The sequence below is a fragment of the Sphingobium sp. FG11 genome (assembly GCF_057809915.1).
On record NZ_JBMDKW010000017.1, the window covers coordinates 23,462 to 41,096 of the forward strand.

Annotated in this window: 14 protein-coding genes; 5 read left to right on the forward strand and 9 right to left on the reverse strand. The window is 62.1% G+C overall.

Features of this window, described 5'->3' with window-relative positions; all coding sequences use genetic code 11:
- Window positions 1-414: 414 nt before the first annotated feature.
- Window positions 415-2,499, forward strand: coding sequence for a TonB-dependent receptor (locus tag ACODSN_RS13785; RefSeq protein WP_489056108.1), 2,085 nt, complete (start codon window positions 415-417; stop codon window positions 2,497-2,499).
- Between the two features lie 329 nt (window positions 2,500-2,828).
- Here the strand turns inward: ACODSN_RS13785 and ACODSN_RS13790 are convergent, their stop codons facing one another.
- From ACODSN_RS13790 to ACODSN_RS13825, 8 genes are all read right to left on the reverse strand, one after another.
- Complete coding sequence (locus ACODSN_RS13790) at window positions 2,829-3,062, reverse strand: DUF5818 domain-containing protein (RefSeq protein WP_489056063.1); 234 nt, start codon at window positions 3,060-3,062, stop codon at window positions 2,829-2,831.
- A 142-nt stretch (window positions 3,063-3,204) separates the two neighbouring features.
- Window positions 3,205-3,459 (reverse strand): hypothetical protein, encoded by a 255-nt coding sequence (locus tag ACODSN_RS13795; protein WP_489056064.1) that lies wholly within the window; start codon window positions 3,457-3,459, stop codon window positions 3,205-3,207.
- Window positions 3,460-3,628: 169 nt separating this feature from the next.
- Entirely contained in the window at window positions 3,629-3,940 is a 312-nt protein-coding gene (locus tag ACODSN_RS13800; protein ID WP_489056109.1) for a helix-hairpin-helix domain-containing protein, read from the reverse strand.
- Window positions 3,850-7,131 (reverse strand): efflux RND transporter permease subunit, encoded by a 3,282-nt coding sequence (locus ACODSN_RS13805; RefSeq protein WP_489056065.1) that lies wholly within the window; start codon window positions 7,129-7,131, stop codon window positions 3,850-3,852. Before ACODSN_RS13805 ends, ACODSN_RS13800 begins: the two co-directional genes overlap by 91 nt.
- Before the next feature lie 3 nt (window positions 7,132-7,134).
- Window positions 7,135-8,286: an efflux RND transporter periplasmic adaptor subunit gene (locus ACODSN_RS13810; protein WP_489056066.1), complete on the reverse strand. Its 1,152-nt coding sequence runs from the start codon at window positions 8,284-8,286 to the stop codon at window positions 7,135-7,137.
- Window positions 8,287-8,289: 3 nt separating this feature from the next.
- Complete coding sequence (locus ACODSN_RS13815; RefSeq protein WP_489056067.1) at window positions 8,290-9,558, reverse strand: TolC family protein; 1,269 nt, start codon at window positions 9,556-9,558, stop codon at window positions 8,290-8,292.
- A 61-nt stretch (window positions 9,559-9,619) separates the two neighbouring features.
- Window positions 9,620-9,976, reverse strand: coding sequence for a hypothetical protein (locus ACODSN_RS13820; RefSeq protein ID WP_489056068.1), 357 nt, complete (start codon window positions 9,974-9,976; stop codon window positions 9,620-9,622).
- Window positions 9,977-10,533: 557 nt separating this feature from the next.
- Entirely contained in the window at window positions 10,534-11,412 is an 879-nt protein-coding gene (locus tag ACODSN_RS13825; RefSeq protein WP_489056069.1) for an SDR family oxidoreductase, read from the reverse strand.
- Between the two features lie 131 nt (window positions 11,413-11,543).
- On the opposite strand from ACODSN_RS13825, the gene ACODSN_RS13830 reads away from it, so the two are divergent.
- Window positions 11,544-12,167 (forward strand): TetR/AcrR family transcriptional regulator, encoded by a 624-nt coding sequence (locus ACODSN_RS13830; protein ID WP_489056070.1) that lies wholly within the window; start codon window positions 11,544-11,546, stop codon window positions 12,165-12,167.
- A 24-nt stretch (window positions 12,168-12,191) separates the two neighbouring features.
- Here ACODSN_RS13830 and ACODSN_RS13835 read toward each other — a convergent pair whose 3' ends face one another.
- Window positions 12,192-13,220, reverse strand: coding sequence for a helix-turn-helix transcriptional regulator (locus ACODSN_RS13835; RefSeq protein WP_489056071.1), 1,029 nt, complete (start codon window positions 13,218-13,220; stop codon window positions 12,192-12,194).
- A 151-nt stretch (window positions 13,221-13,371) separates the two neighbouring features.
- Here ACODSN_RS13835 and cysD point away from each other — a divergent pair, with 151 nt between their 5' ends.
- The 3 genes from cysD to ACODSN_RS13850 all read left to right on the forward strand — a co-directional run bounded on the left by cysD (window position 13,372) and on the right by ACODSN_RS13850 (window position 17,110).
- Window positions 13,372-14,307, forward strand: a complete 936-nt coding sequence (gene cysD, locus ACODSN_RS13840; RefSeq protein ID WP_489056072.1) for a sulfate adenylyltransferase subunit CysD — start codon at window positions 13,372-13,374, stop codon at window positions 14,305-14,307.
- A gap of 128 nt (window positions 14,308-14,435) precedes the next feature.
- Window positions 14,436-16,358 (forward strand): sulfate adenylyltransferase subunit CysN, encoded by a 1,923-nt coding sequence (gene cysN / locus ACODSN_RS13845; RefSeq protein WP_489056073.1) that lies wholly within the window; start codon window positions 14,436-14,438, stop codon window positions 16,356-16,358.
- Between the two features lie 5 nt (window positions 16,359-16,363).
- Window positions 16,364-17,110, forward strand: a complete 747-nt coding sequence (locus ACODSN_RS13850) for a 3'(2'),5'-bisphosphate nucleotidase CysQ (RefSeq protein ID WP_489056074.1) — start codon at window positions 16,364-16,366, stop codon at window positions 17,108-17,110.
- The last annotated feature ends 525 nt before the right edge of the window (window positions 17,111-17,635 follow it).

Consider the following 17,635-nt stretch of genomic DNA (forward strand, 5'->3'; position numbering starts at 1 on the left):
ATCGTTAGTAGATATTCAGCGCCGCCGGGCGTCCAGGGCCGGCTCGACAGGCTGAAATCCGCGTACCCTGTCGATGCCAACATTAGCTAAAGTGCATAATTATCACAGTCTCCAGCATTATTGTCATCGGCCCGAATTTGCATCTTGCGGCGTCGGCATGTTGGCCATAGGAAGTCAGGCAACAACCTTAAATATGGTTTATCCGCCAAAGGCGGAGAAGTGTCTAACAAAAATTACCGGGAGGATTGCATGAGGAAATTGGGGCCTGTGGCTGTCGCGTTGAGCGCGATGCTTGCTTCTACCAGCTATGCGCAGACGACGGCTGGAACGGCCGATGCGCAAGCCGCTTCGGGCAATGATAGCGCCGGCTAGATCGGTGAAATCATCGTCACCGCCCAGCGCAAGTCGGAAAATCTGCAACAGACCCCGATCGCGGTCACGGCGGTCACGGCCGAAGCCGTGCAAAGCCTCGGCCTGACCGAAATCAAGGACATCGCGGCCGTTACGCCGGGCGCCAGCTTCACGACGACGAACGGCTTTTTCACCGCGCGCATTCGCGGCATCGGCGTGGACTTCGTATCCGTCGGCCTGGAATCGCCGGTCGCGGTCTATGAGGACGGCGCTTACCTGACCCGCACCCTGACCGTTAACGAGATCGTCGACAATTTCGATATCGGCAGCATCCAGGTGCTGCGCGGGCCGCAGGGTACGCTCTATGGCCGCAACGCAACCGGCGGCGTCATCATCATCAACAGCGCCGATCCGACGAACAAGTTCGAAGGTCGGATGCGGGCCGAATATGGCAATCTCGATCATCAGCAGCTGAACGGCATGATCAATATCCCGCTGGGCGAAGATCTCGCTTTCCGTGGGAGCGCGACCTACAAGCATGATGGCGGCTATGTCCGCAATCTGATCACCGGCGGCAAGGCCGGTGGCGGCCGCACTTACAGCGCGCGCGGGAAATTGCGCTGGACTCCCGGCAACGCCGACATCGTTCTGGGCGGCGAATATTATGATACCGCCTATCGCCTGGGGCCGCTCCAGTCGCTGGAGCGCAACGACAACACCTGCTATGCCTGCGTCCTGTTCCCGGGTTCGGTAGGTCCCAACGCCGCCAACCTGTTCGACACCGAAACCGTCGTCCAGATGCAGCCGGTCAGGACCAAATTCTACGGCGCTACGCTCAAGATGAACTTCGACTTCGATAGTTTCGAATTGAGCAGCACGACCACCTATCGCAAGCAGAAGACGCGCAACAGCGCCGGCGATGCGGACCTGACCCAGGTGCCCGGTTTCGAATTCGCCGTGCCGCAGTCGGGCGGGCGCTCCTACACCCAGGACCTCCAGGTCAGCTCCAAGCTGGACGGGATGTTCAACTATCTGTTCGGCCTCAGCTATCTCGACGACAAGGGCATTTTCAACACCCGTTTCGTGGGTGATCCGGCCCTGGGTCTTGGCGGCACCGGCCTCACGGCGGACACCGCATTCGGCGCCAATAATACCGCAAGGACGAAGTCTTTCGCGGCCTTTGCCGAGGGATATCTTCAGTTCAACGACCACCTCAAGGCGACGTTCGGTGGACGCTATACCTATGAAGAACGGTCTGCGGATGTTATGTTCACAACCGGCTTTGCATTCGGTCTGAGCGACTCCCAGCGCGCCTTCACGCCGCGTTTCGTACTCGCCTGGAATAACGGGCCGACCAATGTGTATTACAGCTTCACGCGCGGCTTCAAGGCCGGCGGCTTCCCAGGGCCGATCTTCGGCGTCATCGAACCTGTGAAGGCGGAGAAGATCTTCAGCCACGAAGTCGGCATCAAGCAATCGCTGTTCGACAACAAGGTTCGCCTGAATGCGGCTGCTTTCTACTTCAAGAACAAAAACTTGCAGACCCAGACGATCGATTTGCAGTCGGGTGGCACGATAACAGCCAATGCGGGTGCGCTGGAAAACTATGGCGTCGAAGTCGAGGCGCAGGTCGTACCGACCGAAGGCCTGACGCTTGGCTTCACCGGCGCATGGCAGCATGCCCGTTTCAAGCCTTATCTCAACGCCGCGATCGCCTGCTATAACCCTACCATCAATGATGGCAACGAGGGCCCGCTACTCCCGACGTTGAGCCGTTGCTATACCGATCTTACCGGCACTCCCCCGCCACAGGCGCCCGACTGGTCGGGTTCGTTCAACGCGAGCTACGAATTCCCGATCGGGTCGTGGACCGGATCGCTCTCCGGCATTGCGCAATATCGCTCGTCGGTCTTGTATACGCCGGGCGCTGGCGGCGAATTGCAGGCCGATCGCGACGGCAGCCGCTTCCTTGTGAACGCGTCCGGCTACATCAGCCCGCCCGGACAGAATCTCCGGATCGGCTTCTACGCCGTCAACGTCTTCAACAAGAAATATGTCTCGTTCATTCAGACCGACACGACCTTTGGCGTTTATCACAACGCCGCCCGGCCGCGCACTTACGGCCTGCGTGTGGAATATGCCTTCTAACGGCCGATCTTCGGCGGTTTGTGAATGCTGAAAATGAAACACGGCGCCTGGAAGCAGGGGCCGTGTTTTTTTCTGGCGGTTCTGAAAATATATGCAGATTCTGCGCGGCCGTCGGGCTGATAGCATGAGTAGCGTGTTGGCATGATGATCGCCCTTAAAGCTCGACCGTCATGGTGATGCTGTCGATCTGGTGCGTGAAGTACAGCGAGACTTAGGATTTAGACGGGTTAGACACCCGCGCTCCTCTGTTCAGCGATGGCGATCCAACGGCTTTCCGCCTGCCTTGAGCGGGTCGACTTCCGGAAAATTCCGTCCGCTTTCAACGATCGTCACATCGCGCGAAGCAAAACCTTCGGCAGCGGTTCGATCGCCTCGATCCAGTTGACCGCCATCGCCTCTGCGCCAGTCCTTATCCCTTCGACGACGACATGGCCCTGGAGGAGGTGGCGCACATTCTTGAGCTTGCCGATCTCCCAGAGCGCACCATCGCGCGCCTGCACATAGAAGCTGACCGCGCCCGCCAGCAGGACGCCTTCGAGCCGAAAATATGAACCGATATTCATGAAATGCGAAATAGGGTGTCGATCGCGATTAAGCCATGCCTTCCGGGCCGATCATCCTACATGTTGCGGCATGCCGTTGGATCGGGGCGACTGTCGGAACGAAGAACCGCGACGACGCAGTATCGTCTGCCGGACAGCAAGGTCAGGACGGCTTCTTGATACGCGACAGACGGCGCTGGTTTTTGCGGACGGCATTCCGGTAATGCCGCAGCGAGGCATCGAGAATCTGCGGCGATGTGTGCCCCAAATCACCTGTCATCGCCTTCCATTGCAGCATCGCTACGGCGGCCACCTTCTCCGTTACCATCAGTTGGGCCTCCCTGACGGCCGCGGCGTCGCCCGCCATGAGCCGGGACAGGCGCTGGCCAATGACCATCGAGGCGTCCAGGCCGAGCATCCAGCTATCGAAAGCCAGACTAAATGGGGTGGGTCGCGCCATATTTTCAGATAAGGCCCCGCTGTGAAGAAGGTTCCGCGCACATTTTGGGTAGCGCGATGGCAGACCATTAATATCCGGACGACACTTGGAAAGCTCGCCTCTAATCTATTTGTCTACATCGCATATCCTAATGAAAATCATGGCTTTTGATGGGGATCAGGTCGTCCTCGCCTTTCCAATGCCAGTCGGACCGCACCTGCGGTCGCCATCCGCGGTCGCCCCGGTCGGGCGCGCCGGGATAGGTCGCGGCGTCGCCCGGTGAGACGAGCCTCGGCATGTCGATATCGCCCACCTGACGCAGCAGCGGCGTCAGGTCGGCCTGGGCCAGCTTTTCCAGCGCCGCCAGCTTTACCCCCGATCGTCGCCAGAGATCGGCGATGTCGGCAAAGGGACGCTCGGCGCGCGCCCGCAGGATGCGTCCGGCGTCTTGCGCGGACAGCCTTCCCCGATGCCCGCGCGGCCGCGATCGCGACCAAAGCGGGCATAGAGCGTGGGCAAGACGAACAATGTGAGCAGCGTCGCAGACATCAGCCCGCCGATAACGACTGTCGCCAGGGGCTTTTGCACTTCGGCGCCGGCGCCATGTCCAAGCGCCATGGGCAAGAATCCGAGGCTCGCCACCAGCGCGGTCATGGCCACCGGACGCAAGCGGGCGAGCGCCCCGTCTCGAGCCGCCGCAGCCGCATCACGCCCCTCCTCGACCAGTTGCTGGATCGACGTCAGCATCACAAGTCCGTTCAGCACCGCGATGCCGGACAAGGCGATAAATCCCACGGCTGCCGAGATCGAAAAAGGCATGCCGCGCAGCAGAAGCGCGAGCGCGCCGCCCACCAGCGCGAGTGGAACGCCGGTGAACACGATGGCGGCGTCGCGCACGCTTTTCAGGGCGCCGTAGAGCAGCAGCAGGATCAGAGCGAAGCAGGCCGGCACCACGATCGCCAGACGATCGCGCGCGGACGCCAGATTTTCGAACTGCCCGCCCCACGTCAGCCAGATGCCCGCCGGAAGCGCCACATCCTTCTCGATCGCGGCCTGCGCTTCGGCAACGACGCTCGACACGTCGCGGCCCCGGACGTTGGCCTGAACCACGACGCGGCGTTTGCCGTTTTCGCGGCTGATCTGGTTAGGACCATCGACAACGCCAATGTCGGCAACGCTGGCCAGCGGTACGAACGATCCGGCGGGCGTCGCCACCGGAGTGTGGCCCAATGCTTCCAGATTGGCGCGGGTGGCGTCGGCAAGGCGGATGACCACGGGGAAACTGCGGTCGCCTTCATAGATGCGCCCGGCCTCACGCCCGCCGACCGCAATCGCCACCGTGTCGGTGACATCCTGAGCGGTCACACCGATGCGGCTCGCGCGATCCTGATCGTAGGCAATGTCGAGCATGGGAAGGCCCTCTGTCTGTTCGACTTTCACATCCTGCGCGCCCGGTATGCGCCGCAGCACGGCGGCGATGCAGCTGGCGGTGGCATTCATCTCGCCAAAATCCTCGCCAAATATCTTCACCGCCACATCGGAGCGGACGCCGGCGATGAGTTCGTTGAACCGCATCTGGATCGGTTGCGTCACCTCATAGGCATGACCCGGCACCTGCGCGAGCCGCGCTTCGATCCGTTCGACCACAGCCGCTTTCCGCTCGGAAGGATCGGGCCATTCATCGCGCGGCTTGAGCATGATGAAGATATCGGTGGCGTTGGGCGGCATGGGGTCCGCCGCGACCTCCGCCGTGCCGGTGCGTGAAAAAACGGTCCTGATTTCGGGCATGCCGGAAAGGGCGCGATCGATTTGCGCCTGCATCTTCTGGCTCTGTTCGACCGATGTACCGGCCACACGGAAGGCCGAGACCAGCACGTCGCCTTCGTCCAGTTGCGGAAGGAACTCCTGCCCGAGCGTGGCGAAGGCGATCCCGCCCAAGGCAAGGGCGCCCAACGCGATGCCGATCATCGTCCTGGGCCACTGCATGGCCCGATCCAGGCCCGGCTCGTAGCGCTGGCGGAGCCAGCCGACGATGCGGTTCTCTTTTTCCTCCACCCGCCTGGACAGGCAGATGGCGATGGTGGCCGGAACGAAGGTCAGGGAGAGAATGAAGGCGAAAGCAAGCGCGATGAGAACCGTCATCGCCATCGGCTCGAACGTGCGCCCCTCTACCCCCGTCAGCGTGAGCAATGGCACATAGACGATCATGACGATCGCCTGCCCATATACGCTCGGGCGGATCATCTCCCGCGCCGCTGCCGCGACCGTTTCGAGGCGTTCGGAAACCGTCAGCATCCTGCCTTCACGATGCTGGTGATCGGCGATCCGGCGCAGCGCGTTTTCCACGATGATGACCGCACCATCGACGATAAGACCGAAATCCAGAGCACCCAGGCTCATCAGATTGGCGGAAACACCAAAGCGCAACATGCCAAAGCCGGTCAGCAGCATCGTGATCGGGATCACCAGCGCCGCGATCATCGCCGCGCGGAAATTGCCGAGCAGCAGGAACAGCACCGCAATGACCAGCAACGCCCCTTCGGCGAGATTGCAGACGACCGTGGTGATGGTCGCATCGACCAGTCTGGTACGGTCCAGCACCGGCTCGACCACAATGTCGCGGGGGAGCGAGGGCGCGATCTGCCTCAGTTTGGCATCTACACCCGACGAGACGGTACGGCTGTTCTCGCCGATCCGCATGATCGCGGTGCCGGTGATGACCTCGCGGCCATTTTCGGATCCGGCGCCCATGCGAAGCCCTTGCCCCAGACGCACTTGCGCGACCTGACCCAAGGTGATCGGGACTCCTTCGCGGGACAGGATCACACGATCGCGAAGCTGGGCAAGGCTGAGGATGCGGGCGTCGGCGCGTACGGCCAGCCCTTCGCCATTACGATTGACGGTCCCGCCCCCCGTCGCGACGTTGTTCCGTTCGAGCGCAGTGGCGAGGTCGGACAGGCTGAGGCGCAGGGCCGCCAGCTTCTGAACATCCGCGACGACGAGATATTCCTTCTCGTAGCCACCGAGGGAATCGATGCCCGCCACCCCATCGACCGACTTGATCTGCGGCGCCACGATCCAGTCCTGAACGGTGTGGAGATAGGTCGCCTTGTCGGCCTCGTTCGCGAGGCGATCGCCCTCGGGCGTGATATAGCTGCCATCGGGCTGCAAGCCTGGCTCACCGGGATTGTGCCGGTCATGCGCGCGCTCGGCGAAGTGGAGGGTCCAGATATAGACCTCACCCAGCCCGGTCGCGATCGGTCCCATTTCGGGCCGGACACCGCCGGGCAGCGCCTCCTGCGCCGATGTCAGCCGTTCCTGCACCTGCTGGCGCGCGAAATAGATGTCGGTCGCATCGCTGAATATGGCAGTGACCTGGGCAAAGCCGTTGCGGCTGAGCGATCGGGTGCTTTCCAGCCCCCTGATACCGGCCAGCGCCGTCTCGATCGGAAAAGCGACCTGCTTTTCAATCAGTTCGGGGGATAGCGCGGGCGCGACGACGTTCACCTGCACCTGATTGTTGGTGATGTCGGGGACGGCGTCGATCGGCAACCGCGAAAGGCTGACGGCGCCGACGATTGCGGCGATGGCGGTGAGCAGGAGGACCAGCCAGCGGCGGTCCACGGCCCACGTTACGATACGCTCGATCATGGATCAGTCCTCATGCCCGGCTTCGGATGCGCCCAGCGCCGATTTGAGGGTGAAGCTGTTCTGCGCCGCGATCCTTTCGCGGCCGGTCAGCCCCCCGGTCACGACCACCATGTTCCCATCCTGATTGCCGAGCGTCACGGGCATGACCTGAAAGCCTTTACCGGCGCGCGCGAAGACGACGGCCTTGCCGTCGATGGTCTGAACCGCAGTCGATGGTACGCGGATCGTGCCATCGACCCCGCCGCCAAGCTGGATCGAAGCGCTGACCGGCTCGCCGACCCGCCACAGGCCCGCTTTGTTGTCGAGGCGCGCGAGCGCGGGAACCAGGCGCGTATCGGCGTCCAGCGCCGGCGAGACGAAGCTGATCCGTGCCGTGCCTTGTCTGCCGGGCGCCGTGACGCGGACGGTGGCTGCGGGCTTCACGCGGCCCGCATCCGCTGGTTGAAGGGCAAGGGAGAGAAACACTGCATCGAGATTGGCGATACGAAACAGTTCGGCATCCGCCACCACCGTCTGTCCCAGCGTCGCGGAGCGGGCGATGACCTGGCCCGAGATCGGCGCGGTGATGGCGATACGGTTCAGACCGGCGCCACCGGCACCGGCCGCCGCAAGCTGCTGGCGGGCGAGCCGCAGGGCGATGCGCGCTTCGGTCGCTGCGGTGCGCGCGGCGATCAGATCCTGTTCGGGTGACACCCGCTCGGCGAACAGCCGGCGCTCCCGTGCGTAATTGCTTTGGGCAAGGGCGAGGCGGGCCTGCGCCGCTTCGATTGCGCCGTTGAGCTGAGCGGCCTCTCGACTCTCGATCACCGCCAGCGTCTCGCCGCGCGCGATGGACTGGCCCAGATTGCGTGTGAGCGACACGATACGCCCCCCGATCCCGGCCGATACGACCTGGGTGGCTTGCGGATCGCCATCGATCGTCGCTGGCAATTCGATAGCGCCCGCGCTTCCGCCGATGGTGGGAGAGACCAGTTCGATCCCGGCCGTGCTGATCTGTTGGGCAGTAAGCGCGATCAGGCCCTCTTCATGCCCCGCTGAGGTTTCCACATGCTCCTCGCCGGGTGCGGTTTTATCGCCCGGCATGTTCGCGCCGCCGCAACCTGCGAGCAGAAAGGGCAAAGCGAGCGGCAGCAATGCTGCGATGCTGGTCTTCATGGATCAATTCCCCTTGTGCGGCACGGGAGCGGTCAGACGCTCCAACCGGGCCTTGGCATTTTGATAGGCTGCAAGCGCATCGATCGCGGCAATGCGCGTCTCGGCAAGCGTTCGCTCGGCATCGCGCAGGTCCAATTGTCCGAACTTGCCTTCCCGATAGCCAATGCGCGCGATGCGGGCTGCTTCCTGCGCTGCGGCGAGCGCCGGTCCGCTGGCCGCGCGGGCTGTCGTCGCCGCATTATCCGATTCTGCCTGCGCGTCAGTGATGGCCTGTTCGACATCAAGGGCGGTGGCGCGCCTTTGCGCTTCGGCGCGGGTCCGCTCCGCACTGGCCTGCGCCACCGCCGCATGCCCGGCATTGAAGAGCGGGATCGGGACGGAGAGGCTGAAGACTGCGGCGGTGTCGTTGGTCGCCTCCAGCCGGCGAAACGCGGGTCCGACGGTCACGTCCGGCATGCGTTGCGACCTGGCCACGCCAACGCCGGCATCAGCGATCGCCACGTCGGCATCGGCCGCCGCCAGCGTCAGGGTGCCAGCCCCGGTCGTATCGTGTGGGCCAGAGGTGCTGACCGGAAGACGGTCCAACATACCCGTGTCGAGCGGACCTGGGATCGGCCGACCGATGCGGCGTTGCAGATTGCGGCGCGCGGCCTCTGCCAGCCGCTGCTGCCGTTCAAGCGCCACTTCGGCGGTGATGCGTGCGACATCGGCGCGCTGTTCTTCCAACGGAGAGGCGCGGCCGGCCTGGACGCGCACTTTCGCCGCATGGAACGCCGCACGCGCGATAAGGAGCTGATCGGCGGCGGTGGCAAGACGACGCTCCGTCGCCACCGCCTCGACATACAGACTGGTCACTTGCAGCCGGATGTCGCTTTGGGCGATCGCGGCGACCAGCATCGCCCGATTGGTCTGGGCGTCGGCCACCGCGATGCGCGCGGATCGCTTCCCGCCAAGCTCGATCGGGATGTTGAGGCCAACAGTGACTTCAGCTTGGCTGAAGCCGCCATAAGGGCCGGATCCCACTATATTTTCGACCTGACTCTGGACGCTGGGATTGGGCCGAAGGCCCGCTATCGCCTGCGCCGCGCGCGCGGACTCGATGCCTGCCTTTGCGGCGTCGGCGGCCGGTGCGCTACCGCCCGCCAAAGCCACTGCGTCATCGAGCGTAAGCGGCGGAATGGGTGCCCGATCGGCGACCGCAGCGCTTTGGGCCTGCGCGAAAACGGCGCAGGATGTTGATGCGGCAATGAGCGCCGCGACGAACCTGTTCATCAAATCAGTCCTGATCATGGGGGATTGGCTGTCGGACGAGCGACAGCGGCCGGTCAGACGATCAGGATTTGGGAGGGCGAAGATCAGGCGATGCGGATCGGGTGACGAGCGACGTCATGCGTTCAGGCGCGCGCACGTCCAGGATAGGGAACAACCGCGGCATCGGGCCGATACGTTCGGCAAGATAGACGGCCGGGCCATGGCATGCGCCATGCAGCACAGCCTTGCCGTCCTCCATCGACACATCGTCGGCCATGCCCGCTTGTGCCGATATGCTGCATTCAGGATTATTTTGTCCGGGCTGTTCCTGGGCATGAACAGAAGCGCTCGTCAGAAGCGCACACAAAAGCAGCGCGAAAACCATGAAACCCACCCGCCCGGTCGCGAAGATGCGCGTGAGACATGGCGACGCGATCACAGGAGGTTTCCCGAGGCACATCGCGATATGAGGCGCAGCGGCTGAACGCGCAGGTGAACGGATCGGGCGATCACGCCCCGGCCCCGGCAAAGAAAAAGAATATGGCACGAGTGATGATCATAACGAAATGAGGACGCCTCGTTGATCGTTCCTTGCGGCTCGTTTCACGAGCGGGTCACCCTTTTGGTCAAACAACATTCATGCGCCCTGCCCCGATCCGATTCGGACCCTGAGCGCCGGTCTTATGCGCCCTGAAGTCGCGATAGGGTCAAGGATAAAATCGGCATCTCGCCAAAGTCACGCGGCCAGGGCAGAATTTCTCGGTCGCATGTGGCGTCCAACAAATGGCTTATCGTTGGTCCCTTCCTCTGCTGCGAGTCACCGAAATATCCGGACATCTCCATGCAGCCGAGACCGAGCGCAGATAGTTTCAGGCCGTGAACAAGGGTACGGAATTATATCGAGGTTTCTTACTCTCGCGCGGTCGGCCTTACGCAGAGATAATGTGAGGAACGGCAGGCGGGCGCGAACCTGCCTGCCGTTCCTCCGACACATCGTCAGATCAAGCCTTCCATACCCATGGCCTTGAGGACGCCATTTTGAATGGGAGCAACGGCTTCATTGATCTGCTGAACGCCGAAATCGAGGCCTTCGGGCATGACGACCGTGCGCAGGGGACGCCGCTCAGTCGCCTCGACCAGATTTGCGATTGCGTCGGCGACGAGCTGCGGCCGGGGCGGATTGGCGGGATCGTGGGACTGGTCGGAATTGTCCTTGATCTGGCCGGCGATCGCCGCGAAGTCACCATAGGCCGCCACGACGGCGGCGTCGGACGGCTCGGGGCTGGACGCGATCAGGTTGCTCGGGAACGGACCCGGCTCGACGATGACCGAATCGATCCCGAAGCCCGACAATTCGTAGCGATAGGTTTCGGCCAGCGCTTCGAGTGCGAATTTGCTCGCGGAATAGACGCCGAAGAAGGGCATGACAAAGCGCCCCATCAGGGACGTGACCTGAACGAGAAGTCCGCTGCTGGCGGCGCGCATGTACGGCAGGACCGCACGATCGGTGCGGATGGCACCCAACACGTTGACGGCGAACAGCTTTTCGACATCGGCGACCGTATAGGCTTCCGTCAAGCCGATGGGCATCAACCCGGCATTGTTAATGAGCGCATCGATCTTGCCATGCTGCTTGACGACCTGATCGATCGCCGCATTGACCGATGCGTCATCGGCGACGTCCATTTCCAGAACCTGCAACACATGGCCTTCCGCCTTGGCGGCTTCGATCAGTTCGTTGCGTACCGCGCTGTTGCGACCATCGACGTCGCGCATGGTGGCGATGACGCTATGCCCGCGCCGGGCAAGCTCCAATACCGTAAGCTTTCCGAAACCGCTGCTTGCACCGGTTACGACAACGACTTTTGCGTTCATGCTGGGTCCTTCCACATTTGATGTTGCGGCTAGATATACAGACCTGTATGTTCTTGCAACCGGAAAAATGGCGGGCCAGTCTGTGCCGGCGCGGCGCTGAATTTGGCCCGGACGAACGAAAGGAATGCGCGGTGCTCGATGTCATGGATCTGGACGCCCAGCCGCTCAGCGCCCTCGCGCCACGCGAGCGGATCGTGAAAACGGCGTCAGACCTGTTCTACCGATTCAGCATCCACACGGTCGGGATCGATCGTATCATCGCCGAAAGCGGTGTGGCCAAGATGACGTTTTACAAACATTTCCCGTCCAAGGCCAATCTGGTTGCCACCTATCTGCGTAACAAGAACGCGCTCTGGATGCAGATGCTGGTCACGGCGACCGCACAGGCCGGGCTTTCGCCGCTGGAGCGCGTGCTCGTCATGTTCGACGTGATGGACGAGTCGTTTCAGGCCGAGGAATTCCGCGGCTGTCCGTTCGTGAAGGGCATGGCCGAATTCGGCCCGGAAGCCAATTCCCCCGACGTTCAGGGGGCGATCTCCGCTTATTTCGATGGATTGCGCACCTTCGTCGCGGCGCTGCTCGCGCCACTGAACCTTGCCGACCCCGAAAGGGCGCTGGTCCAGATTTTATCGCTGATGCATGGTTCGATCGTGATGGCGCAATCCATGCGTGATCCGGCCATCGCCATGGCGAACCGCGACGCGGCCAGACTATTGCTTCAGCCCGCACCCGGCGTGTTTGAACAGGCGCACTAATGCGCGCCCTCCCCGCCCCCTGCATTACGCAAATGGCGCCAGACTGGCCATGATCGCGCGAACGAGATCGACCTGCCCCTTCGTGCCGGTCTTTGCGTAGATTCGCTTTGAATATATGCGAGCCGTTTCCGCCGTGAGGTGAAGGCGGCGACCGGCTTCGCCAATCGATTCTCCCGTTGCCAGACCGTGCGCGAGAGAGGCTTCGTTATGCGATAGCCCGAATAGCGCTGACAATATGGGCACGGCACCGTTCGGCATCTCTCGCACCCCGATCTTCAGGGTGCCGATCACCGAGGGATGCGGTACGAATTTTCCCAGATTGAGGTCGGACGGTCGCAAAAGCATGTTCAGATCATGCTGCGTTTCGAGGCAGATCAAGCGCCGCAAATCTTTAGAGCCACTGGCCAGCGCGGCACATGCGGACTCGAGCGCCTGCGCGACATCGGGGCGCAGTTGCAGCCTCCGCCCCGCCATCGGCCCCGCTTCCGGGCGGAAGGACAAAAGCGTTTCGGCGAGCGCATCGGCCGAAATGACCCGGCCGCTGCTATCAAACGCAACTTGCCCGACGCCTGCTCGTTCCAATGCCCGGTTCGCCATCGCAGACGATAACCGCTGCTCGCTAAGCGCAACGAAGGTCTGGAGAGCGGCGGCGAAATGGGGGACGATGGAGGACAGCAACGAGGAAGCAAAGGCGCTGAAATCTTCCCGTTCCCGCACCAGCAGCACCCATGCGTCCGCAAAGCCGCTCGCCCTTATTCGTAACCAGCGGCCAAAATGTACGCCCATGGCATTCAGCGCGTCCCGCTGCTGGTCGCGTTGGGCCGAATCGCTGTGATCGAGCATTTCCTCAAGCGCATAAACCCGCCCAGGACGCATGGCGCCGTAGGGATTTAGTCCCATCGTGGCGATTCGCTGGAAATCCAGTGGAGGCTCATGCGCGGCCCGGCCCGCCGCGATATGAACGACCGCCGGCGCCTGCGACGGCATGGCGTTGGCCAGGGTTATGACCAGAAAAGCGCGCCGTGCATAAGTCTGCTCGAGCAGCGAACGCATGAATGTCGTCCACGGCGGATCCTCGTGAATCCCGCTTATCAACGGAAGCGACAATTCTCGCTGATAGCCGGAAAGCGTCGACATTCATTTTGTTCCCACATGGGAGCTTTGGGGTCAAGCTTCCGCTGCGATGACGCGGTGGTAACGAAAAATGAAGTGTCGAGGGGTGGCTGAATTGACCGATAAATCCACATTAACGCATCTCGAACGCCTTGAGGCGGAGAGCATTCACATTCTGCGCGAAGTCGTCGCGGAGGCTGAAAAGCCGGTAATGATGTATTCGGTGGGCAAGGACAGCGCGGTGATGCTGCATCTTGCCCGCAAGGCATTCTACCCGTCGCCCCCGCCCTTCCCGCTGCTCCATGTCGACACGACGTGGAAGTTCAAGGAAATGTACAAGCTGCGCGATCGCATGGCGCAGGAGAGCGGCATGGAGTTGCTGGTCTATCAGAACCAGGAAGCCAAGGACCGCGGCATCAACCCGTTCGATCATGGCGCGCTGCACACCGACATGTGGAAAACCGAAGGGTTGAAGCAGGCGCTCGACCTTTATGGCTTCGATGTGGCCTTCGGCGGCGCGCGCCGCGACGAGGAAAAGAGCCGTGCCAAGGAGCGCATCTTTTCCTTCCGCACCGCTTCGCACGGCTGGGACCCCAAAAACCAGCGGCCCGAATTGTGGAACCTCTACAATGCGAAGAAGAACAAGGGCGAAAGCATCCGCGTCTTCCCGATCAGCAACTGGACCGAGCTGGACATCTGGCAGTATATCCATCTGAACGACGTTCCCATCGTTCCGCTGTATTTCGCCGACAAGCGCCCCACCGTGGAGCGCGACGGCATGCTGCTGATGGTCGATGACGAGCGCTTCCCGCTCAAGCCAGGCGAAGAGCCGGTGATGCGCTCGATCCGGTTCCGGACGCTGGGTTGCTATCCGCTGACCGGAGCAGTCGAAAGCGAGGCCAAGACGCTGCCTCAGGTGATCCAGGAAACGCTCCTGACCACCACGTCGGAACGGCAAGGCCGGGCCATCGACAAGGACGCCGGCGGCGCCGGCATGGAGAAGAAGAAACAGGAAGGCTATTTCTGACGCATTCCGTCATCCGCCGCGCGGATGACGGAGCGCCAGCCACGGCGAAAGCCGGGGACTCGCCGCCTGACACGAACCTTCCATGACCATATGATTCCCGCTTCGCGCGGGACGACGAGGTAAGCGACATGACCGACACCCTCACCCAATCCGAAGACCCGATCTACAAGACCGACGCCCTGATCGCGGAGGACATCGACGAATATCTTAAAGTGCACGAGCACAAGACGATGCTGCGCTTCATCACCTGCGGGTCGGTGGACGACGGCAAATCGACGCTGATCGGCCGCCTGCTCTATGACAGCAAGATGATCTTCGAAGATCAGCTCGAAGCGCTCGCCGCCGACTCCAAGAAGGTCGGCACGCAGGGGCAGGAAATCGATTTCGCCCTGCTGGTCGACGGCCTCGCCGCCGAGCGCGAACAGGGCATCACCATCGATGTGGCCTACCGCTTCTTCGGCACCGAAAAGCGCAAGTTCATCGTCGCCGACACCCCCGGTCATGAGCAGTATACGCGCAACATGGTGACCGGCGCCTCCACCGCCGACCTCGCCGTCATCCTGGTCGATGCGCGCAAGGGCATCCTGGTCCAGACGCGCCGCCACTCCTATCTGGCGCATCTGATCGGTATCAAGAATATCGTCCTCGCCATCAACAAGATGGACCTCGTCGATTACGACCAGGCGGTCTATGACGGCATCCTGAAGGACTATACCGAATTCGCCCGTTCGATCGGCATCGATCATTTCGTGCCGATGCCGATTTCCGGCTACAAGGGCGACAATATCACCAGCCGGAGCGAGAATACCCCCTGGTATCAGGGCCCATCGCTGATGGAGCATCTCGAAACCGTCGAGGTGAACAGCGCCACCGACGCCGACAAGCCGTTCCGCATGCCGGTGCAGTGGGTCAACCGTCCCAATCTCGACTTCCGCGGCTTTTCAGGCCTGATCGCGACCGGCACGGTGCGGCCGGGCGACGCCGTGCGCGTTCTGCCTTCGGGCAAGACCAGCACGATCAGCCGCATCGTCACGCTGGGAGGCGATCTCGATGTCGCAACCGCCGGCCAGTCGGTCACGCTCTGCTTCGCGGATGAAATCGACTGCTCGCGCGGCGACGTCATCGCGCTCGCCGACAATCCGCCGCAGACCGCCGACCAGTTCGAGTCGACGATCGTGTGGATGGCGGACGAGGAAATGCTGCCCGGCCGCCCCTATTGGCTGAAAATGGGCACACAGACCGTCACCGCGACGATCCAGCAGCCCAAATATCAGGTCAACGTCAATACGATGGAGCATCTGGCGGCCAAGACGCTGGATCTCAACGCCATCGGCGTCGCGAACCTGTCGACCGACAAGCAACTCGTGTTCGAAGCCTATGAGGCCAACCGGACCTTGGGCGGCTTTATTCTGGTCGACAAGATCACCAACGCCACGGTTGCTGCGGGCATGTTGCACTTCAGCCTGCGCCGCGCGCAGAATGTCCATTGGCAGGCGACGGATGTCACCCGCGAATTCCACGCCGGTCTCAAGAACCAGAAACCCGCCGTCCTGTGGTTCACCGGCCTTTCGGGCGCCGGCAAATCGACCATCGCCAACCTTGTCGAAAAGAAGCTGGCGCGGATGAACCGCCACACCTTCCTGCTCGACGGCGATAATGTCCGCCACGGTCTCAACAAGGATCTGGGCTTCACCGATGCCGACCGGGTGGAAAATATCCGCCGGGTGGGCGAAGTCGCCAAGCTGATGACGGATGCTGGTCTGGTCGTCATCACCGCCTTCATCTCGCCCTTCCGTTCGGAGCGCGACATGGTGCGGTCGATGATGCAGCCCGGCGAGTTCATCGAGGTGCATATCGACACCTCCCTGAACGAGGCGGAGGCCCGTGACGTCAAGGGTCTGTACAAGAAGGCGCGTTCGGGCGAACTCAAGAACTTCACCGGGATCGACAGCCCTTATGAAGCGCCCGAAGACCCTGAAATCCACATCGACACCGCAGAAATGACGGCGGAACAGGCGGCCGATGCCATCATCGCCCGATTGATCCCATGAACCAGATGAGCGACGCGGAACTCGCGGTTCATCTGGCCGAAACGGCGGGCCGCATCCTTCTGGAGGTGCGGGCGTCGGGCATGTTCGGGGCAAAGGCGCTGGGCAAGGCGGGGGATCAGACCGCCAACCAGTTCCTCGTGCATGCGCTGCGCGAGCAGCGGCCCGATGACGGCCTGTTGTCCGAAGAGGAAAAGGACAATGAGGAACGGCTCGGCAAGAGCCGGGTGTGGATCGTCGATCCGGTCGACGGTACACGCGAATATGGCGAGGCGCGGTCAGATTGGGCGGTCCATGTGGGCCTGGCCATCGACGGCGTCGCCAGCATCGGCGCGGTGGCGTTGCCGGGTCTGGACGGCGGCACCGTCCTGCGTACCGACCAGCCCCGTCCGCTTCCCGCGGCGCCGGACAAGCTGCGCATGGTCGTTTCGCGGACCCGGCCCGCAGCGGAAGCGGTCGCTGTCGCCGAATATCTGAACGCCGAACTGGTTCCCATGGGTTCCGCCGGAGCCAAGGCGATGGCGGTGATTCTGGGACAGGCGGATATCTATCTGCACAGCGGTGGCCAGTATGAGTGGGACAGCATGGCCCCGGCCGCCGTCGCCCAGGCGCACGGCCTCCATTGCTCGCGCATCGACGGTTCGCCGCTCGTCTATAACCAGCGCGACGTGTATCTCCCCGACCTGCTCATCTGCCGGAAAGAGCATGCGGACGAGGTATTGAGGATGATCGCGGAGGCGAAGGAAGCAATCTGACAGGTGTCGGCCAGTCTCGCTTGCGATGCGGAAGGCGCTCTCAAATCCGGGCGGAATGAGGCTCAAGATGAGTCCTCATTCCGCCGTCCGGATATCGGCTGACTCACAGTAGCGCAGCGATGCAGACTACCCAATTCATACGTCTTTTCGTAATAAAAAGGACGTTCATTCTATTGACAGATTGACCCCCCATGTCGATAGTGCCGCGCTAAGAGGTCGGCGAAAAACGGCCGAAATGTTAATTGGCCGGAGAGGTGACAGAGCTTCCTATCTTTTAGAACGAGCGGAGGTTTTTCCGCAGCCTTGGTTACGTGCCAATTCTTCTCACGGAAGGGCGACGGGGGCGAGCGTGCTGCCGCTCTGTTGTTCGAGAAACGTGAAAGAATTGCCGATCCAGTGCGATTGGGCCTATGCTAACCCGTTCGGATCTGAAGGTCTGTAGTTCCCTGTCGCCAGGCCGGTATCGACTGGAAGATGATGTCAACGATCTGCGAGCGGCGTCGGATGAATGCAGCGCGCATGTGA